Origin of the sequence: Aeromonas sp. R9-2 (assembly GCF_040908025.1) — a bacterium.
GTDB lineage: Bacteria > Pseudomonadota > Gammaproteobacteria > Enterobacterales > Aeromonadaceae > Aeromonas > Aeromonas veronii.
On sequence record NZ_JBFOCX010000034.1, the window covers coordinates 161575 to 186735 of the forward strand.

The 25161-nt window shown below is 56.8% G+C and carries 22 protein-coding genes; 5 read left to right on the forward strand and 17 right to left on the reverse strand.

Annotated elements, in window-relative coordinates:
* Positions 1 to 5 precede the first annotated feature (5 nt).
* The 11 genes from lpxD to rpsB all read right to left on the reverse strand — a co-directional run bounded on the left by lpxD (position 6) and on the right by rpsB (position 11718).
* Positions 6 to 1025 carry a UDP-3-O-(3-hydroxymyristoyl)glucosamine N-acyltransferase gene (gene lpxD, locus AB5Y71_RS19030; protein WP_005338561.1) on the reverse strand — a complete coding sequence of 340 codons (1020 nt, stop codon included), beginning with the start codon at positions 1023 to 1025 and terminating at the stop codon, positions 6 to 8.
* Positions 1026 to 1028: 3 nt separating this feature from the next.
* On the reverse strand, positions 1029 to 1541 hold the full coding sequence (locus AB5Y71_RS19035) for an OmpH family outer membrane protein (RefSeq protein ID WP_005338563.1): 513 nt from the start codon (positions 1539 to 1541) through the stop codon (positions 1029 to 1031).
* Positions 1542 to 1690: 149 nt separating this feature from the next.
* Complete coding sequence (gene bamA / locus AB5Y71_RS19040; protein ID WP_368172231.1) at positions 1691 to 4222, reverse strand: outer membrane protein assembly factor BamA; 2532 nt, start codon at positions 4220 to 4222, stop codon at positions 1691 to 1693.
* Positions 4223 to 4256: 34 nt separating this feature from the next.
* The gene (gene rseP / locus AB5Y71_RS19045) at positions 4257 to 5609 is read right to left on the reverse strand and encodes a sigma E protease regulator RseP (RefSeq protein WP_236367483.1); all 1353 of its coding nucleotides are present in this window, start codon (positions 5607 to 5609) and stop codon (positions 4257 to 4259) included.
* The gene (ispC, locus tag AB5Y71_RS19050; RefSeq protein WP_368172232.1) at positions 5609 to 6805 is read right to left on the reverse strand and encodes a 1-deoxy-D-xylulose-5-phosphate reductoisomerase; all 1197 of its coding nucleotides are present in this window, start codon (positions 6803 to 6805) and stop codon (positions 5609 to 5611) included. The genes rseP and ispC overlap by 1 nt, the downstream gene beginning before the upstream one ends.
* Positions 6805 to 7662: a phosphatidate cytidylyltransferase gene (locus AB5Y71_RS19055; protein ID WP_026034918.1), complete on the reverse strand. Its 858-nt coding sequence runs from the start codon at positions 7660 to 7662 to the stop codon at positions 6805 to 6807. The genes ispC and AB5Y71_RS19055 overlap by 1 nt, the downstream gene beginning before the upstream one ends.
* 27 nt (positions 7663 to 7689) lie before the next feature.
* A complete protein-coding gene (gene uppS / locus AB5Y71_RS19060; RefSeq protein ID WP_005338574.1) occupies positions 7690 to 8466 on the reverse strand; it encodes a polyprenyl diphosphate synthase in 777 nt (258 codons plus the stop codon).
* 72 nt (positions 8467 to 8538) lie between these two features.
* Positions 8539 to 9096, reverse strand: a complete 558-nt coding sequence (frr, locus tag AB5Y71_RS19065; protein ID WP_033137948.1) for a ribosome recycling factor — start codon at positions 9094 to 9096, stop codon at positions 8539 to 8541.
* A gap of 101 nt (positions 9097 to 9197) precedes the next feature.
* Positions 9198 to 9932 (reverse strand): UMP kinase, encoded by a 735-nt coding sequence (pyrH, locus tag AB5Y71_RS19070; protein WP_005338577.1) that lies wholly within the window; start codon positions 9930 to 9932, stop codon positions 9198 to 9200.
* 71 nt (positions 9933 to 10003) lie between these two features.
* Positions 10004 to 10885, reverse strand: a complete 882-nt coding sequence (gene tsf, locus AB5Y71_RS19075) for a translation elongation factor Ts (protein WP_005338578.1) — start codon at positions 10883 to 10885, stop codon at positions 10004 to 10006.
* 104 nt (positions 10886 to 10989) lie between these two features.
* Positions 10990 to 11718 carry a 30S ribosomal protein S2 gene (gene rpsB / locus AB5Y71_RS19080; RefSeq protein ID WP_005303470.1) on the reverse strand — a complete coding sequence of 243 codons (729 nt, stop codon included), beginning with the start codon at positions 11716 to 11718 and terminating at the stop codon, positions 10990 to 10992.
* A 371-nt stretch (positions 11719 to 12089) separates the two neighbouring features.
* On the opposite strand from rpsB, the gene map reads away from it, so the two are divergent.
* The 4 genes from map (at position 12090) to AB5Y71_RS19100 (ending at position 17113) form a co-directional block, all read left to right on the forward strand.
* Entirely contained in the window at positions 12090 to 12878 is a 789-nt protein-coding gene (gene map, locus AB5Y71_RS19085; RefSeq protein ID WP_064337101.1) for a type I methionyl aminopeptidase, read from the forward strand.
* A gap of 85 nt (positions 12879 to 12963) precedes the next feature.
* Positions 12964 to 15600 carry a bifunctional uridylyltransferase/uridylyl-removing protein GlnD gene (gene glnD / locus AB5Y71_RS19090; protein WP_100654337.1) on the forward strand — a complete coding sequence of 879 codons (2637 nt, stop codon included), beginning with the start codon at positions 12964 to 12966 and terminating at the stop codon, positions 15598 to 15600.
* 174 nt (positions 15601 to 15774) lie between these two features.
* The gene (gene dapD, locus AB5Y71_RS19095) at positions 15775 to 16602 is read left to right on the forward strand and encodes a 2,3,4,5-tetrahydropyridine-2,6-dicarboxylate N-succinyltransferase (protein ID WP_042081110.1); all 828 of its coding nucleotides are present in this window, start codon (positions 15775 to 15777) and stop codon (positions 16600 to 16602) included.
* Between the two features lie 127 nt (positions 16603 to 16729).
* Complete coding sequence (locus tag AB5Y71_RS19100; protein ID WP_005338583.1) at positions 16730 to 17113, forward strand: DUF3461 family protein; 384 nt, start codon at positions 16730 to 16732, stop codon at positions 17111 to 17113.
* A gap of 268 nt (positions 17114 to 17381) precedes the next feature.
* On the opposite strand, the gene ptsG is transcribed toward AB5Y71_RS19100, so the two are convergent.
* The 6 genes from ptsG to AB5Y71_RS19130 form a co-directional block, all read right to left on the reverse strand.
* Complete coding sequence (gene ptsG, locus AB5Y71_RS19105) at positions 17382 to 18812, reverse strand: PTS glucose transporter subunit IIBC (protein ID WP_076492930.1); 1431 nt, start codon at positions 18810 to 18812, stop codon at positions 17382 to 17384.
* 422 nt (positions 18813 to 19234) lie between these two features.
* Complete coding sequence (locus AB5Y71_RS19110; protein WP_227273169.1) at positions 19235 to 20206, reverse strand: MalM family protein; 972 nt, start codon at positions 20204 to 20206, stop codon at positions 19235 to 19237.
* Between the two features lie 91 nt (positions 20207 to 20297).
* The gene (locus tag AB5Y71_RS19115; RefSeq protein WP_005349751.1) at positions 20298 to 21611 is read right to left on the reverse strand and encodes a maltoporin; all 1314 of its coding nucleotides are present in this window, start codon (positions 21609 to 21611) and stop codon (positions 20298 to 20300) included.
* A 542-nt stretch (positions 21612 to 22153) separates the two neighbouring features.
* Positions 22154 to 22594, reverse strand: a complete 441-nt coding sequence (locus tag AB5Y71_RS19120) for a flavodoxin (protein WP_042055099.1) — start codon at positions 22592 to 22594, stop codon at positions 22154 to 22156.
* A 90-nt stretch (positions 22595 to 22684) separates the two neighbouring features.
* Positions 22685 to 23458, reverse strand: coding sequence for a tRNA pseudouridine(65) synthase TruC (truC, locus tag AB5Y71_RS19125; RefSeq protein ID WP_076492940.1), 774 nt, complete (start codon positions 23456 to 23458; stop codon positions 22685 to 22687).
* Complete coding sequence (locus AB5Y71_RS19130) at positions 23455 to 23790, reverse strand: YqcC family protein (protein WP_005338596.1); 336 nt, start codon at positions 23788 to 23790, stop codon at positions 23455 to 23457. Before AB5Y71_RS19130 ends, truC begins: the two co-directional genes overlap by 4 nt.
* 276 nt (positions 23791 to 24066) lie before the next feature.
* Here AB5Y71_RS19130 and AB5Y71_RS19135 point away from each other — a divergent pair, with 276 nt between their 5' ends.
* Positions 24067 to 25107: a DUF3549 family protein gene (locus AB5Y71_RS19135; RefSeq protein ID WP_368172233.1), complete on the forward strand. Its 1041-nt coding sequence runs from the start codon at positions 24067 to 24069 to the stop codon at positions 25105 to 25107.
* The last annotated feature ends 54 nt before the right edge of the window (positions 25108 to 25161 follow it).

Sequence of the window (25161 nt, forward strand, 5' to 3'; positions counted from 1 at the left end):
CGTGATTATTCTTGATCCAGCTTCTTCTCAAGCTTGCTTAACCGCTTGTGCATCTCTTCGATACGCATCACCCGGGCGGCGGTCTTGCGCCACTCTTTATTGGTTTGCAGAGGGATGCCGGAAGAGTAGACACCGGGCTCGGTAATGGGTCGCATCACCATGGCCATACCGGTGACGGTGGCCTGGTCGCAGATCTCCATATGCCCGTTAAAGACGGAAGCGCCACCAATGATACAGTATTTGCCGACCTTGAGACTACCAGCCATCACGGTAGAGCCCGCCACGGCGGTGCCGTAACCGATCTCCACGTTGTGGGCGATCTGGCACTGGTTGTCGATGATGACGTTGTCAGCGATGCGGGTATCTTCCAGCGCACCGCGGTCAATGGTGGTACAGGCACCGATCTCAACCCGGTTGCCAATGGTCACACCGCCGAGCTGGGGGATCTTGATCCACTCGCCACGCTCGTTGGCATAACCGAAACCATCGGCCCCGATCACTGTGCCGGATTGAACCAGACAGTCGGTGCCCATGGTCACATTGTGATAGAGGGTGACGTTGGCCCATAGCCGGGAGCGGGCTCCCAGCCGGGTGTTCTTGCCAACAAAACAGCCCGGGCCAATGCGTACATCGTCACCCAGCACGACGCCGGATTCGATCACTGCATTGGCGCCGATAGCCACTCTCTCGCCCAGTTGCACGTCAGCCGCGATAACGGCGCTCGGATGAATATCCGTGGCCGGCTGCGGGGTGGTGTCCAGCAGTTGGGCTACCCGGGCAAAGCCCACATAGGGATCTTTGAGCACCAGGGCATTGGTGGGACAAAATGGCAGATCCGCTTCGGTAATGAGCACGGCGGTCGCCTTGCTCTGCTCCAGATAGTGCCGGTACTTTTTGTTGGACAGGAAGGTGATATCCCCCTCCCCGGCCTTTTCCAGTGTCGCTACCTTGCGGATTTCCAGGGTTCCGTCGCCATGGACCTGGGCCCCCAGTTGCTGGGCCAGCTGTGCGAGAGTGAATGCCATCAATTAGTTGCTCTTGCTTACCTGAGAAATAACCTGGCCGGAGATGTCCAGCTTGCTGGCGGCATACGGGGCGGCATTGCGCTCCAACACCAGATCGTAACCATTGCTCTTGGCGATGGAATCGATGGCAGCCTGCACCTTGGTCAGGATCTTGTTGCGCTCTTCGGACTGACGGCGGCCGTTGTCCTGCTCAAAGGCTTGACGCTTCTGGTTGAACTCCATCTGCAGCTTGGCCAACTTCTCCTGGTTCTGCTTCTTCTGCTCGGCGCTCATGAAGGCTTCATCCTTGCGGAACTTCTCGACCAGCTTCTGGCCTTCCTGTTCCAGCTTCTGCAGCTCACGCATACGCGGCTCGAATTCACCTTTCAGCTTGGCTGCAACGGCTTCACGCTGGGGCAGCTTTTGGAAGACTTCGCCCATATCAACCACGGCGATCTTGGTCTCAGCGAAGGCAGAACCCATGCCGGCAGCCATCAGTGCAAAGCTCAAACCAGCTACTTTCAACGCTTTATTCACACTTACTCCTTGTTCCCTCATGGCGAGGGCTACCTGATTTACCCGATTATGCAAGCGGCGTTAGGACCGTCTTGTTACCTGGTGAGGCACGCATACCGCGCGTCCCATCATTGAAGACCCCCACCGCATGGGTGGGGGCGAAACTCTGCTTAGAAAGTACGACCGATGTTGAAGGAAAAGACTTCGGTGCGATCCCCTTCATATTTCTTGATCGGCTTGGCCAAGGCAAACACCAGCGGGCCCATCGGCGAGAGCCACTGCAGGGAGACACCGGCAGAGACCCGGATATTGCCCGGGCTGGAGTAGTCTTGGCTCAAGTAGTTGCAATCTGCCCCAGCGGTACAAGGATATGCCCCGTTGGCAAAATCGGTGCTCCAGACGGTACCTGCGTCCATAAAGACGGTGGAACGGATCTGCGGACGATAGGTCTCGGAGACGAACGGGGTCGGGAAGACCAGCTCCAGTGTTGCAACGGCCAGAGCGTTACCGCCCACCGAGGTGTCGGAACCTTCATAACTGCCGGTCTCACAAGGTTGACTGCCAGTACAAGTGCCAACCCCCGGTTTGTTGTAGGTCTTGTAAATCGCCTTGGGACCAATGGTGTTGCTCTTGAAGCCACGTACCGTATCGAAACCACCGGCATAGTAGTTCTCGAAGAACGGCAGCATGGGGTCATCGCCATAGCCGTTACCGTATGAGACGCGCCCCTTGCCGATCATCACCCAGTTATGATCCGCATCGAGCGGGAAGTAGTGGGCATCTTCGGCGGAGAGCTTGTAGTACTGCAGCTCCATGCCCGGCACGGTCACCTTGGCGTTGACACGCTGGCGGTCACCGGCTGTCGGGAACATCCCCTTGTTTAGGGTGGAGCGGGTCCAACCAGCGGTCACATCGATGGTCACGAAGTCAAGATTGGAACCATCCTGTGAATAGAGATTCCAGAACTGATCCATCTGCACCGACTGGCGGTTATCGTTCCACTGATCCCAGCAATAGGTATTGCCGTCAGTATCCGGATTGTCCTTTAGACATTCCTGATAGTTCTGGCTATTGAATGAGGGGCGACTCAGCTTGGTGCTCTCGATACCGGTACTGAAGTCGAGACGGTTGAACTCGTTGACCGGGAAGCCGCTGGAGAGACGGAAACCGATGGTTTCGTTCTCGTAATCGACGATATCGGCATCATCGGCGCGGAACTGGTTGTAGTAGACCCGACCACCCAAGCTGACACCATCTACGGTGAAGTAGGGGTCGTTGTAGCTCAGGTCAACGTTCTTGGAGTAGTCGTTGGTGCTGGCGTTGATGGAGACCGTTTTACCGGTACCCATAAAGTTATTCTGAGAGATCCCCGCCTGCAGGCTCAGACCCGATTCGGTACCGTAACCGATACCGGCGTTGATGGAGCCTGCTGGCTGCTCCTTGACCTTGAAGTCGAGGTCAACCAGGTCATCGTTGCCCGGCACCCGCTTGGTGTCCACTTCGACGCTCTCGAAGTAGCCAAGGCGGTTGAGACGGCTCTTGGACTGCTCGATGTTGTCGGAGGAGAGCCAGGTGCCTTCCATCTGGCGCATCTCGCGACGCAGCACCTGGTCTTCGGTGGTGGCGTTACCGCTGAAGTTGATGTTGCGCACATAGACACGGGGGCCAGGCTCAACGTTGACGATCAGCTCGACTTCCTTGGTCTTGTCATTGACCTGTGGGAAGGTGACCACTTTCGGATAGGCGTAGCCGTAACGGCCGAGGAACTTGGAGAGCACCTCTTCGGTATGAGTCACCTGACTGGCAGAGTAAATGCTGCCGGCAGCGATCGGGATCAATCCCTTCATCTCGCCACCGCGGTCGATCAGGTCACCCTTGAGCTGGACACCGGAGACCTTGTACTGATCCCCTTCCTTGATGTTGAGGGTGACGTAGACGCCCTTCTTGTCGGGGGTCATGGAGACCTGGGTAGACTCCTGCTGGAAGCGGATATAGCCGCGATCCATGTAGTAGGAGCGCAGGGTCTCGATATCGCCGGCCAGTTTCTGCTTCTGATAGCGCTGATCGGCGGTGAAGTTCCACCAGGGCACTTCGTCGCGCAGGGAGAGCTGGGCAATCAGCTTCTCTTCAGGGAAGACGCTGTTGCCGACGATGTTGATCTGCTGGATCTTGGCCGCTTCCCCTTCCACGAAGGTGAACTTGAGGTCGACGCGGTTGCGCGGCAACGGGGTGACGATGGCCTTGACCTTGGCGGAGTATTTACCCACGCCATAGTAGAAATCTTCCAGTCCCTTCTCGAGGGAAGTGAGTACGGTGCGATCCAGCGGATCACCCACACGGATACCGGAGGACTCCAGACTCTGGGTCAGTTGCTCCTCTTTGATATCCTTGTTGCCGGCAAACTCGATGCTGGAGATGGTCGGACGCTCCTTGACCATCACCTGCAGCACCTGGCCGTCACGGTAAACCTTCACATCCTCGAAGTTACCCGAGGCATAAAGCTTTTTGATGGCGCTGGCCAGAGCCACGGAGTCGACGGTATCACCGACCCGGATCGGCAGGTTCAACAGTGCGGCACCCAGGGTCACCCGTTGCAGACCTTCGACCTGGATATCTTGCACCACAAAAGAGGCAGGGGCCGCCTGGGCCAGGAAACTGGCACCCAGCAGGCAACTCAACACCAATGCTTTTTTAACAGCCATTTTGTTCTTATGTGTCCTTGTTGATGCTCTGGCCTCAGAGGCGAGCGAAATCGTTAAACAGCGCAATGCCCATCAATAACATCAGAATGGCGGCGCCGATCCTGAAACCCACTTCCTGTATTTTCTCTGATACCGGCTTGCCGGTGACCGCTTCGATCAGGAAATAGACCAGATGGCCACCATCGAGCACCGGCAGGGGGAACAGATTGATAATTCCCAGGTTGACGCTGATCAGCGCCAGAAAACTCAAGAAATAGACCAGACCATAGTCGGCACTGCTGCCGGCGCCCTTGGCAATGGAGATGGGGCCACTCAGGTTGTCCAGCGACACGATGCCACCGATCAACTTGCCAATCATGTCAAAGGTGAGCGTGATCAGGCTCCAGGTCTTGTCCGCGCCATGCCACAGCGCCTGCAAAGGCCCATACTGTAACAGAATTCGATATTCATCCGGTAATGGAACCAGTTGTGGCGAGAGACCGACGAATCCTACCAGCTTGCCCTGCACCTTGCGGCTATCCGGGGTCAGGGTCACGTTGAGATCACTGTTGTTGCGCTCAACCACCACTTGCAGGGGTTCGCCCGGTGCCTGCTGCACCAACTCGACAAACTGGGCCCACGCGGTAATAGGCTGATCGCCAACCTGTTTGATACGGTCACCGACCTGCAGCCCCGCCTTTTCACTGGCACTCTTGGCCACCACGGCAGCCACGACTGGCAGCACTTTGCCACTCAGGGGGACAATTCCCAAGCTGCCGATGGGCGACTCTTTATCCGAATCGAAGGTCCAGCCGGTCAGCGACAAGGTTTTATCGGTGGCATAGCTGGTATTGGGTGCCTGCACCTTGAGAGTCACAGCATCGTCACCCAGATGGCTGATAAGAGCGTAGGTGACGCTCTCCCAGTCACCGGTCTGCTCATCGCCGACCCCGACAATCTCCATCCCCGGCAGCACACCCGCCTCGGCAACGATGGATGCCGGACGCACTTCACCGATCACCGGCTTGACGCTCGGCACCCCGATGATAAACATCAGCCAGAGGGCAAACAGGGCAAACACGAAGTTGGCCATGGGACCTGCGGCGACAATCGCCATTCGCGCCCAGACACTCTTGTGGTTGAAGGCATACTGCTCGTCACCGGGTTTGAGTTCGTCGACCCGACCATCCAGCATCTTGACGTAACCACCGAGGGGGATCAGCGCCAGCACATATTCGGTGCCATCCTTACCCATCCTGCGCCAGATCGCCTTGCCAAAACCGATGGAGAAGCGCTCAACCTTGACGCCACAACGACGGGCCACCCAGAAGTGACCAAACTCGTGCACTGCGACCAGCAGGCCCAGCGCAACAACAAAGGCACCGATATTCCACAACACACCGCCCATCAGCCAAGCTCCTCAATCAAAGTGTGAGCACGGGCTCTTGCCGCACCGTCCAGGGCAAACAGATCATCGAGCGAGCCGATGGCGCTGCTCTCCAGCGCCAGCATCACTGCCTCGTTGATCCGGGCAATATCCATAAAACCGATGCGCCCGGCCAGGAAGGCGGCAACCGCCTCCTCGTTGGCTGCATTGAGCGCAGTGGTCGCCGCTTGTCCCTTCTGGCAGGCATTGATGGCCAGCGCCAGACAGGGGTAGCGATCATAATCAGGCCGGATAAAGCTGAACTCTCCGACACTGAAGAAATCCAAAGGTTCCACACTGGAGGGGATGCGATTGGGATAAGCCAGCGCATGGGCGATGGGGGTACACATATCCGGATTGCCAAGCTGAGCCAGCACGGAGCCATCCTTGTACTGCACCATGGAGTGGATCACCGACTGCGGGTGGATCACCACCTGGATCTGCTCGGGCGCCGCATTGAACAGCCAGCGCGCCTCGATGTACTCCAGCCCCTTGTTGATCATGGTGGCGGAGTCGACCGAAATCTTGGCCCCCATCGACCAGTTGGGATGCGCGATGGCCTGCGCCGGTGTCACCTTGGCCAGCTCGCCGATCTCGGTGTAACGGAACGGGCCGCCGGAACCGGTCAGCAAAATCTTGCTGATCCCCGCCGCCGCCAGATCGCAAAAACCGGGCTGGCGCTGCACGGCAGTCGGCAGACACTGGAAGATGGCATTGTGTTCGCTGTCGATGGGCAGCAGCTCGGCGCCATGCTCGCGCACGGCTTCCATGAAGAAAGCACCGGACATCACCAGCGCCTCCTTGTTGGCCAGCAAAATACGCTTGCCGGCACGTACCGCGGCCATGGTCGGGGCCAGACCGGCCGCCCCCACAATGGCGGCCATCACGCTATGGGCATCGGGGTGAGCGGCCACATCGCAGAGGGCTGCTGCACCAGACATGACCCGGGTCGCACTGCCGTGCGCTTTCAGACGGGCAGCCAGTTCACGGGCGGCATCCTCATCGACCATCACGGCAAAACGGGGGGAGAATTCGAGGCAGTCCCGCAACATGGCATCCACGTTGCGGGCGGCGGTCAACGCCAACACTTGCCAACTGCCCGGGTTATGGCGCAGCACTTTCAGGGTACTCTGACCGATGGAGCCGGAGGCCCCCAGAATAACCAGTGACTTGTGCATCAAAACTCCTGACTGAGTAGCAGATAACTGAGCAGAAACACCGGCAGGGCGGCGGTCAGGCTGTCGATCCGGTCAAGAATGCCGCCATGACCAGGCAGCAGAGTGCCGGAGTCCTTGATGCCTGCTTCGCGCTTGAACATGCTCTCGGTCAGATCGCCGAGTACGGAGGCAAGCACCGCCAGCAGAGAGCAAAACAGCACGGTGATCATCTTGGCAGGAACAAATCCCATCGACCAGGTAACGCCGATGGCCAGCAGGCTGGCGGTAAAGAGGCCGCCACACATCCCTTCGATGGTTTTGCCCGGACTCACAGCCGGTGCCAGCTTGTGCTTACCGAACGCCTTGCCGAAAAAATACGCGCCAGAATCTGCCGCCCAGACCAGTCCCATCACGAACAACAGGATCCAGGCGCCCATCATGGGGTCATGGTAAAAGTTGTAACCACGGATGGCGACCAGCGACCAGAAGAAGGGAACCAGGGTCACCAGACCAAACAGCGACTTGAGCCAGATAGACTCTTTCCACAGCTTGGCGCTTTGGGGATAGCGCAGCACCAGCAGCAGACCCAGCAACCACCAGCTTACCGCGGTCCATAGCACGCCCATCACGAGGGGGTGCAGGTGGGGCGTCCAGAGTTGCTCCACCGGCAGCCAAAAGAGGCTGGCACCGAGCAACAGACAAAATACGATGGGTAACCATTGTTGCGGAGCAGCAGAGACAAACCCACTCCATTCGCGACTGGCCAACAAAAACACCAGCGCAGCCAACAGGGCAAAAAATTTCAATGGCAGAAAGAAGAGCGCCCCCAACACCAGGGGGATCAACATCAAAGCAGTAATAATTCGTTGTTTTAGCAAAAGAAACCTCTCTCTTGGGAGCGGGGTTTAGCCGGTCTGCTGCTCGGCGATCAATTCCCGTATCTGTTCACCCGTGCAACCGAAGCGACGCTCGCGGGCAACGAAAGAGGCAACCGCCTCACTGAACTCGGCCTCGTTGAAATCGGGCCACAATACCGGGGTAAAATAGAGCTCGGCATAGGCGAGCTGCCATAACACAAAGTTGCTGATGCGATGATCGCCACCGGTGCGGATCAACAGGTCCACGGGTGGTAGATCGGCCATGCAAACCTCGCGGGTCAACATGGATTCATCAATGTCGTCAGCGGCCAGTTCACCGGCCGCCACTGCTTTAGCCAGCTTGCGGGCCGCCTGGGCGATATCCCACTGGCCGCCATAGTTGGCCGCAATGTTCAGGGTCAACCCCTTGTTATTGGCGGTCAAGGCCTCCGCCTTGGCGATTTTGGCCTGCAACCGCTCACTAAAGCGAGCAGTATCGCCAATCACCTTGAGCCGGATCCCGTTGTTGTGCAGTTTCTGCACCTCACGACCCAGCACTGTGATGAACAGTTCCATCAAGGCACTGACCTCCCCTTCCGGGCGGCGCCAGTTCTCGCTGGAGAATGCAAACAGGGTCAATGCCTCGATCTTGGCACGCGCAGCAAAGGTAACGGCCTCGCGCACTGACTTGACGCCCGCCTTGTGGCCATAAACCCGCATCTTGCCTCGGTTCTGGGCCCAGCGACCGTTACCATCCATGATGATGGCGACGTGACGGGGTAAAGACGAGTTGGCACAATCACCCAACGCAGCCAAAAGCGACATGTAATTCTCCCACAAAGACAAAAGCGCCGTGCAGGGGCACTACACGGCGCTCGTAATATACCTTTCAGACGGTTAGATTTCCATTAGCTCCTTCTCCTTTACGGCAAGGGCCTCATCGACCAGCTTGACGTAGGAGTCGGTCAGTTTCTGGATCTCTTCCTGAGCGCGACGGTCGTCGTCTTCGGAGATCTCTTTGTCCTTCAGCAGCGCTTTCAGGTCGGCGTTGGCGTCACGACGGATGTTGCGCACGGCAACACGGGCATTTTCCGCTTCGGCACGGACGATCTTGGTCAGGTCACGACGACGCTCTTCGGTCAGCGGCGGCAGCGGCACGCGCAGAGTCTGGCCATTGCTGGACGGGTTCAGGCCCAGATCGGAGGTCAGGATCGCCTTCTCTACCGCCTGGATCATGGAGCGGTCAAAAATGGAGATGGAGAGGGTGCGAGCATCTTCTGCCACGACGTTGGCCAACTGTTTCAGCGGAGTGGCAGCACCGTAATACTCAACCTGGATGCCGTCGAGCAGGCTCGGGTGAGCGCGGCCGGTACGGATCTTGGACATTTGAGTCTTGAGCGCTTCTACGCTCTTGCCCATACGGTCCTTGGCGTCGTTTTTAATCTCGTTGATCACAGTGGTTTTCCTTTTGGCGAACGAGCCGCTACACGGCCCGTGTCTATCTTATTTACTGACGTGATGGATAGGATAAGAGCGCCAGGTGGCTCACTTTTATCTTATTTACCAACGTGGTGGATCAGAGTGCCTTCCGGTTCACCCATGACAACCCGGCGCAGGGCACCCGGTTTGTTCATGTTGAACACGCGGATCGGCAGATCATGGTCACGTGCCAGGGTAAAGGCAGCAAGATCCATCACCTTGAGCTCTTTTTCAAGAACTTCATCATAACTCAGTTCATGATACAGCACGGCATCCGGATTCTTGACCGGATCTTCGTTGTATACACCATCAACCTTGGTGGCTTTGAGCACCACGTCAGCTTCGATCTCGATCCCGCGCAGGCAAGCCGCAGAATCGGTAGTGAAGAAGGGGTTGCCGGTACCGGCAGAGAAGATAACGACTTTGCCAGCACGCAGCTGGCTGATTGCCTCGGCCCAGCTGTAGGAGTCGCAGACGCCTTGCAGGGAGATGGCAGACATCAGACGGGCATTCACATAAGCACGATGCAGGGCATCACGCATGGCCAGACCGTTCATCACGGTTGCCAGCATACCCATGTGGTCGCCCACCACGCGGTTCATGCCCGCTTTGGCAAGACCGGCACCACGGAACAGGTTGCCGCCACCGATGACCAGACCGACCTGAACACCCAACTCAACCAGTTCTTTGATCTCTTGGGCCATCCGCTCCAGCACCGCCGGATCAATGCCGAAACCCTCGGATCCTTGCAGGGCTTCACCACTCAACTTCAGAAGAACACGTCTGTATGCAGGTTTGGGATTGGTACTCATGTCACTGATTCCTGGTCATATAAAGACCGCGACATAAGTCGCGGTCTGGGGAAACGGAAAAACCGGTTCGATTAGGCCTTTTGAGCGGCCGCGATTTGGGCTGCAACTTCAGCAGCGAAATCGGTCTCTTGCTTCTCGATGCCTTCGCCCACTTCGAAACGGGTGAAGGAAACAACGTCAGCGCCTTCTTTCTTCAGCAGCTCAGCAACGGTCATGGAAGGATCTTTCACGAACGGTTGACCAGTCAGGGAAACCTCACCGGTGAACTTCTTCATGCGGCCTTCAACCATCTTCTCAGCGATCTCTTTCGGCTTGCCGGAGTTGATGGCGATGTCGATCTGGATTTCGCGCTCTTTGGCAACGACTTCAGCAGACACGTCTTCAGGCTTGACGAATTGCGGGCTGTTGGCAGCAACGTGCATGGCCAGATCTTTGGCCAGCTCGGCAGAACCACCGGTCAGCTTGGTGATAACACCAATGCGGGAACCGTGAACGTAGGTACCCAGGTTGTCACCTTCAACCAGCATCACGCGACGCAGGTTCATGTTCTCACCGATCTTGGCGATCAGGTTGGTGATGGTCAGCTCGACGGATTCGCCGTTACCGAAGTCAGCGGCTTTCAGCGCGTCAACGTCAGCAATTTTCTGGGTCGCAGCGATGTCAGCGATCTTCTGGCCCATTGCCATGAAGCTGGCATCTTTGGCGACGAAGTCGGTTTCGCTGTTCAGCTCGATCATGACGGCAACGTTGCCTTCGGTGCGAGCAAAGATAACGCCTTCAGCGGCGATACGGCCAGCTTTCTTGGCGGCTTTGGCCTGACCGGATTTGCGCATGTTCTCAATTGCCAGCTCGATATCACCAGCAGCTTCTTCCAGTGCTTTTTTGCAATCCATCATGCCAGCGGCAGTGCGCTCGCGCAGTTCTTTTACCAGGGCGGCAGTAACGTTAGCCATGTCCAGTATCCTCGGTCTTGAATTGACAAGAAACAGGGGCCACAAGGGCCCCTGCTAACCAATTACATCAGCTTGGTTAATAAGGGCTTTACAGTCCTTATCAATTACTCAGCTTCAACGAAGCCATCTTGTTCGGCTTGAACAACGATGTCCTGAGCGCGAGCTTCCAGTACGGTGTCAGCAGCAGCATTCAGGTACAGCTGTACGGCACGGATAGCGTCGTCGTTACCCGGGATGACATAGTCAACGCCGTCCGGGTTGGAGTTGGTATCAACGATGGAAACTACCGGGATACCCAGGTTATTGGCTTCTTTGATAGCGATATGCTCGTGGTCGGCATCGACAACGAACAGAACGTCAGGCAGGCCGCCCATGTTCTTGATACCACCCAGGCTCTTCTCCAGCTTTTCCATTTCGCGAGTACGCATCAGCGCCTCTTTCTTGGTCAGCTTGTCGAAGGTACCGTCCTGGCTCTGGGTTTCCAGATCTTTCAGGCGCTTGATAGACTGACGAACGGTTTTCCAGTTGGTCAGCATACCGCCCAGCCAGCGGTGGTTTACATAGAACTGGTCGCAACGCTCAGCGGCTTCTTTTACGGCTTCAGACGCGGCACGCTTGGTACCAACGAACAGTACCTTGCCTTTCTTGGCAGCTACGGAGCTGATGAAGTTCATGGCATCGTCAAACATCGGAACGGTTTTTTCCAGGTTGATGATGTGAACTTTGCTGCGGGCACCGAAGATGTAGGATTTCATTTTCGGGTTCCAGTAACGAGTCTGGTGACCGAAGTGAACGCCGGCTTGCAGCATGTCGCGCATAGAAACTTTAGCCATTTTATACCTCTGTATTGGGGTTAGGCCTCCACACATCCCATATAACCGACCCGTTAAGGCACCCCGGCATATGTGTCGATGTGTGTGTGTTGTTTAAGTAAGGGTGATGAAATCGGGACGCAAGTTCCCCATTCCGGCGCGCTTTATACCATAACTTTGTTCAGGACACCACCGGCCGACACCCTAAACAGGTGTAAATATGGATCCCGCCAGAGGATGCTGCGACGCCGATTTGACGTTGTGATGACAATCACACTGGAAGTACGCGGGGGTTGCGGATAAAATTTTGCCCTGATTGCAAACGCATCTATTTTTCATTACCTGTCCTGTCTGCCCTCGCAGGCCCAGCGGCAGGCCGCAAGAGAGATCCCATGTCCATTAAAATCAAGGCACCGGAAGAGATTGAAAAGATGCGCGTTGCCGGCCAATTGGCCGCCGATGTGCTGGTCATGATTGCGCCCCATGTCAAAGCTGGCGTCACCACTGACGAACTGAACACCCTCTGCCACGACTATATTGTCGACGTACAACAGGCGGTTCCAGCTCCGCTCAATTACCATGGCTTCCCCAAATCCATCTGCACCTCGGTGAACGATGTGATCTGCCACGGTATCCCGAATCACAAGAAGCTGCGCGATGGCGACATCATCAACCTGGATATCACCGTTATCAAGGATGGCTACCACGGCGATACCTCGGCCATGTTTATCGTGGGTGAAACCACCCCGCTGCGCCGCCAGCTCTGCAAGGTTGCGCAAGAGAGCCTCTACGCCGCCATCAAGAAGGTGCGTCCGGGTGCCTGCATCACCGAGATTGGCGCTGTCATCCAGCCCATCGTCGAGAAGGCCGGTTTCTCCGTGGTGCGTGACTACTGCGGTCACGGCATCGGTGCCGAGTTCCACGAAGAGCCGCAGATCCTCCACTACCGCAACAGCGGCAAGCTGGAGCTGAAAGCGGGCATGTGCTTCACCATCGAGCCGATGGTCAACAGCAAGAAGTATCACTGCAAGGTCAATCCGAAGGATGGCTGGACCGTGACCACCAAGGATGGCGGCGACTCCGCCCAGTGGGAACACACCCTGCTGGTGACCGAGGATGGCTGCGAGGTGCTCACCTTGCGCCCCGATGACACTATCGACCGCTTCATCAAACACAGCTAACATCGAACCCCGGCCCTGAACTTCCAAAGCGCCGGGGTTTTTACTTCTGTTTCAGCCGTTTGCCTGCCACTGTGTGTGAGATGCCATGGACGCCAGCCTGCTTTCCCCCCATTTGTTACCCGATGACCAGCTCACTCGCGACAACTGCAAAGAGTACCTGAGCCGCTTTCTCGGCTGGCTGCACGCCCGTTTTGATGCCGGCGACAACATCATCGAGCTGGTCGCCACCCGCTCCGAATACATGGATCAGCTGCTCTGCCGATTGTGGCAGAAGTTCGGCTTCGACAAGAGCGACCTCACCCTCATCGCGGTAGGCGGTTATGGCCGTGGCGAGCTGCACCCCCACTCCGACATCGACCTGCTGATCCTCTATGACGGCGACGAACTGGACGAGGTGTTGGGACTGCGGATCGGCGAGTTCATCACCTTGCTGTGGGATCTCAAGCTGGAGGTGGGTCAGGCGGTGCGCAACGTGGCGGAGTGTCTCGAGCAGGGGCGTGCCGATATTACGGTCGCCACCAACCTCATTGAGGCCCGCTACATCACAGGTCGCCAGGAGGGCTTCCGGCAACTGAAAGAGGCCACCGGCCCCCAGCACTTCTGGCCAAGCGAAGCCTTCTTTCGCGCCAAGCGCCAGGAGCAGGCGGAGCGTCATCAACAGTTTCTCGGCACCGCCTACAAGCTGGAGCCCGATCTCAAGAGCAATCCGGGCGGTCTGCGGGATATTCAGACCCTTGCCTGGGTCGCCCGCCGCCACTTTGGCGCCACTACCTTGTTCGAGATGACCAGCCACGGCTTTCTCAACCGCGCCGAGTATCGCGAACTGCTCGACTGCCAGAATTTTCTCTGGAAGGTGCGCTTTGCCCTGCACATGGCGATCAACAAGGGAGATAACCGCCTGCTGTTCGATCGCCAGCGCACCGTAGCCCAGATGCTGGGATTCGAGGGGGAAGGCAACACTCCGGTCGAGCAGATGATGAAGCGCTTCTACCAGACGGTGCGGCGGGTCTCCGAGCTCAACGAGATGCTGCTGCAGCTGTTTGACGAAGCGATCCTCGGCAACACCGCCATGGATGTGCGCCGCCTCTCCGACGAGTTCCAGCTCCGTGGCCGCCTCATCGATGCAGTGGATGCGGAGCTGTTTAGCCGTGAACCGGCCGCCATCTTGCGCCTCTTCTATCAGATGGCCCAGCATCCCGAGATTGCCGGCATCCACTCGGCAACCCTGCGCCAACTGCGCGAGGCACGCCGCAAACTCAACTGCTGGCTGCAGGACTTGCCTGACTGCCGTCGCCTCTTTATGGCGCTGCTGCGCCACCCCAACGGCATCGGCCTGCCGCTCACACTGATGCACAAGTACGGCATCCTCGCCGCCTATCTGCCTCAATGGAACCTGATCGTCGGCCAGATGCAGTTCGACATGTTCCACGCCTACACGGTGGATGAGCACACCCACCGGCTGCTCAAGAACATTCACCAGTTCCCTAATCCGGCCAGTCGCCAGAGCCACCCGCTCTGCCACGAGGTCTTCACCCGGCTGCGCAAACCGGAGCTGCTCAGCATCGCCGCCCTGTTCCACGACATCGCCAAAGGGCGGCGCGGCGATCACTCGGAGCTCGGCGCCGTCGATGCGCTGGAGTTCTGCCAGCTGCACGGTCTGGATCGCTACGAGAGCCGACTGGTCGCCTGGCTGGTGCGCCACCATCTGCTGATGTCGGTTACCGCCCAGCGCCGCGATATCTACGATCCCGACGTGGTCACCGACTTTGCCCAGAAGGTGCGCGACGAGCAGCATCTCGACCTGCTCTACTGCCTCACCGTGGCCGATATCTGCGCCACCAACGATACCCTGTGGAACGACTGGAAGGGCACCCTGCTGCGGGAGCTCTACTTCGCGACCCAGAAGGCGCTGCGCCAGGGGCTGGAGAACCCGCCCGACATGCGGCTGCGCATTCGCGAAAACCAGCGTCAGGCCAAGCAGCTGCTTGCGCAACGGGATGTATCGGAAGAAGCGATCAACCAGCTCTGGGCCGATTTCAAGGCCGACTACTTCCTGCGTCACAGCCCGGAGCAGATCGCCTGGCACTGCCGCCACATCATCGAGCATGGCGACAATCCGGCACCGCTGGTGATCATCGGCAAACATCCGACCCGCGGCGGCAGCGAGGTATTTATCTACTGCCGCGATACCCCGAATCTGTTTGCCACCGTCGCCTCGGCGCTGGATCAGAAGAACCTTAACATCCACGACGCCCAGATCATGAACTCGCGCAGCAACTATGTGCTCGATACCTTCGTGGTACTGGAGCCAAGCGGCGAGCCCATCAGCCCTAACCGCACTGCCACCATCAAGAAGGCGCTGGAGAAGGCGCTGCAGGAGCCGGGCAAGCTGGTGCTGCGCAACAAGCCGTTGTCACGGCGCCACCGCCAGTTCAGCGTGCCGACCCGGGTGGTCTTCCTGCCACATAAAGGGGAGAGCCGTCACACCCTGATGGAGCTGACTGCCCTCGATACCCCCGGCCTGCTGGCCCGGATCGGTGCCGTTTTCCAGCAGTGCGGGCTGTCGCTGCACGCCGCCAAAATTGCCACTTTCGGTGAGAGGGTCGAGGACTTTTTCAGCCTGACCAGCCTCGATGGCGAACCATTGACCGCCGAGCAGCAAAAACAGCTGGAAGAGCGACTGGTACACCAACTCAACCCCCAGCAGTCGGTGCTGGATTAAGCGAAGAGTGATTCGAAAGAGGCTGGTTGTCGGGCGTTTTTTGCCATGCCAAACAACTGGTTGGCAAACACCGGATGAAGAAATGGCAGCTGGCCGGAAGAATTCCGGTCAACCCCTTAAAAACAGTCGGAAAAGTGTGATACAACAAACAGAATTTTTTAAAGGAAACCTGTCATGACCGAGTTGCAACAGATCATTGAAGCGGCCTTCGAGCGCCGCGACACCATTACTCCGGGCTCCGTGGATAGCACCACCAAGTCCGCCATCCTGCAAGCCATCGACCTGCTGGACTCTGGCAAGGCGCGGGTTGCCGAGAAGATCGCCGGTGAGTGGGTTGTCCATCAGTGGTTGAAGAAAGCGGTACTGCTCTACTTCCGCATCAACGACAACGGCATCATCAAGGGCGACGATGCCCAGTACTACGACAAGGTTCCCCTCAAGTTCTCCAACTACACTGCCGAACAGTTCAAGGAAGCAGGTGTGCGCGTGGTGCCGCCGGCAACAGCCCGCAAAGGCTCCTTTATCGCCCCCAATACCGTGCTGATGCCCTCCTATGTCAACATCGGCGCCTTCGTTGACGAAGGTACCATGGTTGATACCTGGGCCACTGTCGGCTCTTGCGCCCAGATCGGTAAGAACGTTCACCTCTCCGGCGGCGTCGGCATCGGCGGCGTACTGGAACCGCTGCAGGCCAACCCGACCATCATCGAAGACAACTGCTTTATCGGTGCCCGCTCCGAAGTGGTTGAAGGGGTCATCGTCGAGGAAGGTTCCGTCATCTCCATGGGCGTCTTCATCGGCCAGTCCACCCGCATCTATGACCGCGAAACCGGCGAGATCCACTACGGCCGCGTACCGGCTGGCTCCGTGGTCGTCTCCGGCTCCCTGCCCTCCAAGTGCGGCAAGTACAGCCTCTACGCGGCGGTGATCGTCAAGAAGGTGGATGCCAAGACTCGCGCCAAAGTCGGCATCAACGCTCTGCTGCGCTCCATCGACGAGTAATCAGCATTGCTGTGATGAAAAGGGCGCCTGATGGCGCCCTTTTGATTTTGGCGCCCCTGTCACAGGCAAGCCATGAGGCATCGGTTAAGATGGATGAGACAGGATCGTTTCAAACCGAGGAAGCCTGATGTACGAGAATCTGAAGAGCCTGGGGATCCAGGATCCCGCCTCCGTCGACAGCTACACCCTGCGCCAGGAGGCCAACCACGACATCCTCAAGATCTACTTCAAGAAGCAGAAGGGCGAGTTCTTCGCCAAGAGTGTCAAATTCAAGTATCCCCGCCAGCGCAAGACCATGCTGGTCGACTCCGGTACCCATGAGTACAAGGATGTCACCGAGATCAACGCCAACCTCAAATATGTGGTGGATGAGCTGGATAACCTGACCCAGGGCGTCCATCAGCAGGCCGACCCGGACATCAAGCAGAAGATCCTGCGCGACCTACGCCATCTGGAAAAAGTGGTACAGAACAAGATCAGCGAAATCGAGCGGGATCTGGAGAAACTCTAATCCCCTCGACTCGACAAAAGAGCGCCCAGGTGGCGCTCTTTTTATTGGCTGACTTTATATGGGTTTATCTGGTGATGACGTGCGATAAGGCGCCGCGAGGCACACCAGCAGTTGTGCCGACATAGGGCATCACGTTACACATCGCATCTTGGGCAAAGAGACTCCTGCCGAGATCGATCTACAGCGACTCGCACGCTCCATAACCACAAATAGCAAGAGGGAGGCTTTCGCCTCCCTCTTCAAACACGCTGATATTCAGGCAACAGAATTAGTTGCTCTTCATCCAGATGTCCATGTCGGTTTTCAGGTTGTCGGACTTGGTACCGAAGATGGCTTGAACGCCGGAACCAGCCACTACCACACCGGCAGCACCCAGCTTCTTCAGACCAGCCTGGTCAACCTTGGCAACATCTTTCACGCCAACACGCAGACGGGTGATGCAGGCATCCAGAGAAGCGATGTTCTCTTTACCACCGAAGGCGGCAACCAGAGCAGCAGACATCTCGTCTTTGCCTTGGCCAACGGTCTCTTCAGCAGTCTCGTCTTCACGACCCGGGGTTTTCAGGTTCATGGCACGGATAACGAAGCTAAATACCACGTAGTAGATGGCCGCGTAAACCAGACCCAGACCAACCAGCAGCAGCATGTTGTCGGCACGCGGTGATTGCACCACGAAGTCGATGAAGCCGTTGGAGAAGGTGTGACCGTGTACGATACCCAGAGAGTTGGTCAGCACATAAGCCAGACCAGCCAGTACAGCGTGGATTGCGTACAGAACCGGAGCGATGAACAGGAAGGAGAATTCAATCGGCTCGGTGATACCGGTCAGGAAAGAGGTCAGGGCAGCAGAGGCCATGATACCAACGATCTTGGCGCGGTTTTCCGGCTTGGCAGCGTGAGCGATGGCGAACGCAGCAGCAGGCAGACCGAACATTTTGAACAGGTAGCCACCAGCCAGCTGACCGAAGCCGTTACCGGCAGCGCGGGACGCGTCATCAGCAGTCAGGAAGCAGGTCATGATACCGTGAACAGTTTCACCGGCACCGTTGACGCAGGTACCAGCCTGATAGAAGAACGGTACGTTCCAGATGTGGTGCAGACCGAACGGGATCAGGGAGCGCTCAACCACGCCGTAGATACCGAAGGCCAGTACCGGGTTCTGGTTGGCAGCCCAGTCAGAGAAGGCACCGATGGCGCCACCCACTGGCGGCCAAATCACGGACAGGATCACACCCAGACCGATGGAGAGGAAACCGGTGATGATGGGTACGGCACGTTTGCCCGCGAAGAAGCCCAGGTACTCTGGCAGCTGGATCTTGTAGAAACGGTTGAACGCCCAGGCAGCGATACCACCGGCCAGGATACCACCCAGCACGCCGGTTTCGATGGTTTCAACACCCATCACAGGTGCCATGACCTTCAGGGTTGCGACCATGATGCCGTAGCCAACGATGGCTGACAGACCGGATACACCGTCGTTATTGGTAAAGCCCAGAGCAACACCCACTGCGAACAGCAGGGCCATCTGGCCAAATACAGAACCACCGGCTTGCTCCATCAATTGGGAGACAATTTCCGGCATCCAGCTGAAGTGGGCAGCACCCACCCCCAGCAGAATACCTGCGACTGGCAAGACTGATACTGGCAGCATCAGCGCCTTACCAACCTTTTGCAGATTAGAGAAAGCATTTTTGAACATTGTGTGCGCTCCTGAATGGATTGTCGTCCCTGAACGATCTATCTGGATGAAATAAGGACTGATTCATTCAGATATCTTCGAGTCGGGCTTGTTTATTTTGACCATCAGAATATAACCCAGCGGGTCATAAATTGCTGCTTTCGAAGGCGGGGGAATATTGAATTTGGAGGGAAGATCACAACTTGTTTAGCAGCTAAAAAACAACACTAATATAAGTTAATAATCCGCATTATCACTCTATTACAAAGACATATAAATAGCAGTTTCATTTTGTATTTCAATAATGCCATTTACATCAAACAGCAACTCATTGTAACTAAATGTAACTCGTGATTTTTATTTATTACAGTCTACCGATTAAAAAGGCCTCCAACAAGGGAGGCCTCAATAAATATATCTGACCAGTAAATGGTCGTATTACTCTATTTTTGCGAGCGCTTGACCGCATCAATAAACACGCTTTTTGCCTTGGTTGAACCGGCCCGCTCGGCCTCGTTCACCAGCTTCATCGCCTTGTCGATATCCCCCGCCTTGACCGCTTTTTCGATCTGGCTCTGATAGAAGGCTTCAGTTTCACTCAGCATGGCAGGAGCAGGTTTGGCTGCGACCGCAGCTGTTGCAGTTGTGGTAACGGCTGCGGTAGTCGCTATCGCGGCAGCCTGCTGACCCTGGCTCATGGCCACCTTGTCGGCATATTCGGGTTTGAATACCGCTTCAAGGCCACTCCCACGGGCCATATCTTTGACTTTGATCTGCACCAAACCCCACGGGGAGTGCGGGATCACCGGATCCTTGATATCAGGCTCAACGGTACCATTAGCGCGAGCAAATGCTTTTGATGGATGCAGGATTGTTGTGCTGCCTGAGAGCTTATCCGCGGGCGCATAAACGATCATGTATGTTTCGCTGGCCGGGTTGCCAGGCATGCTGCGGTCAACAAAAACACGTCCTTCGATACGGTCGTTATCGAGCAAGTGAGCAGGCTGATAGCTGAATACTGACTCACCCAGGACCCGAGTCACCTTGAACTCGGCATCCAGCATAATGACCTTGGGCACCATCACGGTTTTACTCACCTGTGATGCCAGGCTGATCGCCAGATTGCCGGTGTTGGTCGGCAAGCGATAAGCAGCAAAGTAACTCATCCCCTCATCAAACTGAAAAGTGGGTTGCTTGCCATCAATGGCCAGCAAGGTCTCACCTTCAGGCAAGGGGGCATAACTGAAATCTTTAAACGCCACACAGCAGCTTGAGGCTTTGGCCAACGCTTGCTTGGCTTGATCTGCATCGCTCAAGATCGAGCCATGTTCTTGCAGAGGAACAACCATGTTTCCGGCACAACCGGTTAATAGCGCAGTGATTACGGCTGCAATAGACATCTTTACCCGTTTCATTTTCCTTATCTCCATAATCCGGTGGCCGTGATCCGGCGAAACAAAACTGCCCCCATAAGGGGGCAGTCACTAACTTAGCTTAAACTTTTGCTTACCACCAAGCTTCTGCTTGCACACCAAACTGGTAGGTGTCTTTGGAGGTATTGCCTTCGAAGACTTTCTTGTCTTCGTCGTTAGCCAGGTAGGAGGCGAACACACGGATTTCCGGACGGGCCCAGAAGCTGGAACCAGCAGACCAGGCTTGAGCCAGGGTCAACTTGTAGCCGGCATCTTTGTCTTCGCTGCCATTGGTGGACTTGTTGTTGTCCTTGAAGTAACCGCCTTCAAAGATGGTCTTGTTGAAGTCATCCCACTTGTACATCGGGCGGATAACAGCGGACATGGTTTCGTACTTGTCGTTGCCATCCCACATTTCGTTGCCTACACCGTAGACCAACTGATGACCCATCTCCCAGGAGTTGCCCATCGGAACAACGCCCCAGTTGATGATACGGAAACCATCGGCACCGTCTTTGGCTTCAGCGCCGTACCAAGAACCATCACCGTAGAAAGCCATGGTCTTGGAGTAACCTTCGGTACCGTATTGCAGCACGGTTTTGTTGAAACCACCGAGGATGCCTGCGGTCAGTTCAGCAGTCAGCATGACGCCATCTTGCGGGTCTTTCTTCAGTGCTTTCTGATCATTGGTTTCATTTACCAGAGCGTAATCCACGCCCAGTTCCAGAGAGGCATCGGTCCACAGCGGGATGCCGGCATAACGCAGATCCAGAGTATTTACGTTCAGATCTTCGTTCTTCACGTAGTTTGGAGCTGCACTGGTTCCGGTATTGGTGTACTCGCCGAACACGTCTTTTGCGCTACGGTCGTTACGTACCCATGCGAAAGAGACTTTACCCGGACCAGCCTGGATGCCTTCGATACCAGCACCAGCACCGGAGATGTTCCAGTAGTAGAAGTCGGAGATGTGGATGTCATGGCGTTGATAGTAACGCTTACCAGCCCACAGGGTTGCTTCAGGAGCAAAGTTCAGCAAGCCTTTGGCTTGTACGTTGAACTGACGCAGAGCGAAGTCAGAATCACCATTGCACTGTTTGGCATCGAAGTTACAAACAGTACCGGTACCTTCCCAGTCGTTTGAACCGTTGGAAGCCATGGCAAACATGGAATCAACATAGAAAGTCTTGCCATCTTTGTTGAATACTTCCTGACCCAGTTGCACTTCACCGTAGGTATCATTTTCGTTACCCAGACGGCCAACTTTATTGACGTTGTATTTAACCATGTCGCCGTCGCCGGAAACACCGACGCCGGAACGGAAGTAACCGTGGAAATCTACGGCAAAGGCGGCTTGGGAAGCCAGGGCGGCAGTAACAGCTGCTGCAATCGGGAGCCACTTCATTTTCATTGTCATATTCCTTATTTCCCGCAGTGAGGAGTGTGATCCTGAATATTCAACTTCTTATCACCATGTAATCCTGTTGGTGATAACCGAGGTTGATTATAGGGAGCGTATTTCACGACAAATATGAAGCGACTCACAAAATGGCGACAAATCGCTCGGCAAACGATCGCCACAACACAAGCAGGCAAAAAATCGACCAACAAGGCAATGAATGGCCAACAAAACAACAAAACAAGCAATTAAAGCAAACATGAAAGCGTTACCAGCAATTAATTCGCGACTGAACCAAAGTCGTTATTTTACGATCGAATGACAAAAACATGACTGAGATCGCTTTCAAGATTGAACTTTTATTTGGAGAACGGGTCTGCGGTGCGCTTGAAACCATTACGCCGATGGAATGCCAAAAGGGGAAAATATCCCTCCGCCACTATCGACAATAAGAGTGGGAAATATGCTTGCTGAGTGAGATGACATTTGTGCAAATAACAATCCCCTGCCGGTTAAGGATCAGGGGATTGATATGGCTCTATTTCAGAGAATATTCAGGGCTGAATATCCCACTTTTTCAGCCAGCTGAGTGCCACCTGTTCGGGTTCATCGTGCACGGTAGCATCTAGCTCCAGCGGGGGAATCACTCGCGTGGCGCCCAGCTCTTGCAGCAATCCGTCCAGCCGACGGCCCGCGCCACAAAAATGGTCATAGCTGCTGTCGCCCATGGCAATCAGGGCATACCGCAGCCCCTTGAGCCAGGGCGCCTTGTCAGCCAGCTCGCTGGCAAAGGGCTGCAGATTGGGAGGAATGTCCCCCTGTCCTGTAGTGGCACTTACCAGCAATAAAAAACGGCCGGGGTCGATGTCCGCCAGCCGTGCTTCTTCGTGCAGAGAACAGTGATGCCCCTTGCGTTCCAGCTCATCTGCCAAGGTCTCGGCCACCAGCATGGCTGCGCCGTAGACAGTTCCTACCACGATATCGATCTGCGCCATTCTCCTCTCCCTGCTTGAGTCACTCTTTTGAGCAACTCTATCAGCAAGCTGGCGTCAGATGCCACCGGTTCAAGGCTGAGGATAAGGCGCTTAGTAGTCGCTCTCGCTGGCGGGCCAGCCCAGCTCGGCAAACAGGCGCAACACATCCTGACCGAGCGGCGCCTGGATCCGCATCGGCACCTTGAGCACCGGATGGGTAAAGCTCAGGGTGCGGGCCACCAGCAGCAGCCGTTCGCAGCCGAAGTGCTCGCGAAAGAAACGGTTGTGGCGCCCATCCCCGTGGGTGGTATCGCCCACAATAGGATGGAACAGATGATCCATATGGCGGCGCAACTGATGCTTGCGGCCGGTCTTCGGGAACAATCTGACCAGACTGTAGCGACTGGTGGGGTGCTTCTTGGAGACCGCGTGGGGCAGCTCGACCTTATGCAGGCGCCGGAAGGTGGTGACGGCATCCTGCGCCGGGCGATCCGGGTTGCTCATGGCATCGGCAATCTTGTCCAGCTGCTCCTTGAGGGGATAGTCGATCACCCCCTGCTCGGGCGCCCAGCCACGCACCAATGCCAGATACTCCTTGTGCACCTGACGTTGGGTAAAGGCTTCGGTCAGTGCGCGGGCAATCACCGGATCGAGCGCAAACAGCAGCACACCGGAGGTGGGTCGGTCGAGGCGATGCACCGGATAGACATGGCGACCACCGATGAGATCCCGGGTCATCTGCATGGCAAAACGGGTCTCGCCCTTGTCGAGCCAGCTGCGATGCACCAGCAGACCGGACGGCTTGTTGACCGCAACCAGCCACTCATCCTGATAGAGCAGAGTCAGCTTCAGGTCACTCTCTTCTCGAGTTTGCGCAGGCATCATTGTTCGATCACTTTGCCGGAGAGCAGCAGATCGAAGCGGGCGATCAGGCGCAGCAGCGCTTCTGCTTCGGCCAGATCTTCTTTGTAGACTTCGCTGGCCATGGGATAGAGGGAGACGCTGGTGGGCAACGGCGCCTGCAACATCACCAGTTGCTCCATGCGCGGGATCAGCACGAACTGCAGCCACTGATCAAAGCTCAGGGTATCGACACAAAAAGGCAGGGTGCTTGCCAGGGCTTCGTCACCGGGATGGTCAGCTTGCCAGCGCTCGAGGCGCTGCAACTCGGCGGTGAGTTCCCCCAACAGGCCAGCTACCAGCAAATATTGATTCATCTCGCTCTCTTCCTCATAACCACAAATTGATCCGCCGACCCGACAGGGCCAGCCAGGATGCCGGTACATTCGGTCGCGCAGCACCGGCGATTCAGCCAGCTCGTCGACATACACGGCAGCCAGCGCGGCCTGCCGCCGTTAAAAAAGGGCGATACTATACACCTCCCCCCGCATGGCTGCCATGTTGATATCTGCCGCAACGCGCGTCTGCTGCCACTGGCTATCCTCGGCAAGGGCCTTATAATCGGCCCGCATCACCATTAGCCGGATCTCACCATGTCTGTGACGCCTACTGCCATCAATACCTTGACCGAATTTCTGACTCAGGCTGGCACCCAGTTCCAGCTGTTTGACATGGGCCGCCAGGTGCGGCCACTGGCAAGCGATACCTTTGTCCGCATCGAACAGCAGCAGGAGCCCTATCCCTGGCCGCTGCAACAGCACGCTTGGCTGGGTGTGCACTTCTTCCAGCCGAGCGAGTCTCGCCACTACCTCTGGTTCCTCAAGTTCGCCCTCGATGAGCGCGGCCTGCTGATGTCAAATGGTCCCAAGCTGTTCATGGATCAGGTGGTGGAGACCCTGGGCTACAAGCTCACCGGCGATCTGGACGAGGAAAAAGCCCAGCGCTTGGCCGACAACCCCTACACCTTCCGCCCGGCGGAGGCAAAAATGGCCAGTCTGCACGCCAAGCTGGCGCGCCAGCTGGAGCAGGCCCCTTCTGCCTATTACGATGCCCTCTACCACTATCTGGCCGCCCCCAACGACACCGGTTGGCAGACGCTGGGACTACAGGGCTTTGCCGATCTGGCCGAGCGACTGCATGATGAACGCAATCTGGCGCTGATCTGCAAGGCGCTGCCCAAACTGCCGCAAGAGCCGCTCTACGCCCTCTGCCAGAGCCTTGAAAACGCCCCGCTGCCGCCGGCAGTACAAGGCGCTCTGCTCGAGCGGATCGGCAAGGAGCAGGAGTGCGCCGCCCCCAACCCTGAGACCCTGGCCTACCTCTGCCGCGCCATGGCCTCCTGCCCCGGCAGCACTTTGCGCACCAACAAGCTGCTGACCCTGCTGCAAACCCAGCCAAGCCCGGCGCTGCTGCTCGCCATTGCGGGCCGGCTCTGGCCCGATCTGAAAGATGCCAATCTGCTCAGCCACTATCTGGAACAGCTGGCACTGCAACCGACCCAGTTCTTCAATCAGATTTTTGCCGAGTTGGTCACTTTACCGGCCCTGCGCAATGATATGCTGGCCAGACTGCGTGACCCCGACCGCAGCGATGCGCTGGGCAAGGCCATCGGCCGTCTGTTTGCCTCGGCCTGATCCCTCGCCTCCCCCTCACGCCACGAGGCAACACGGCGGGAAATAGAAAAGGAG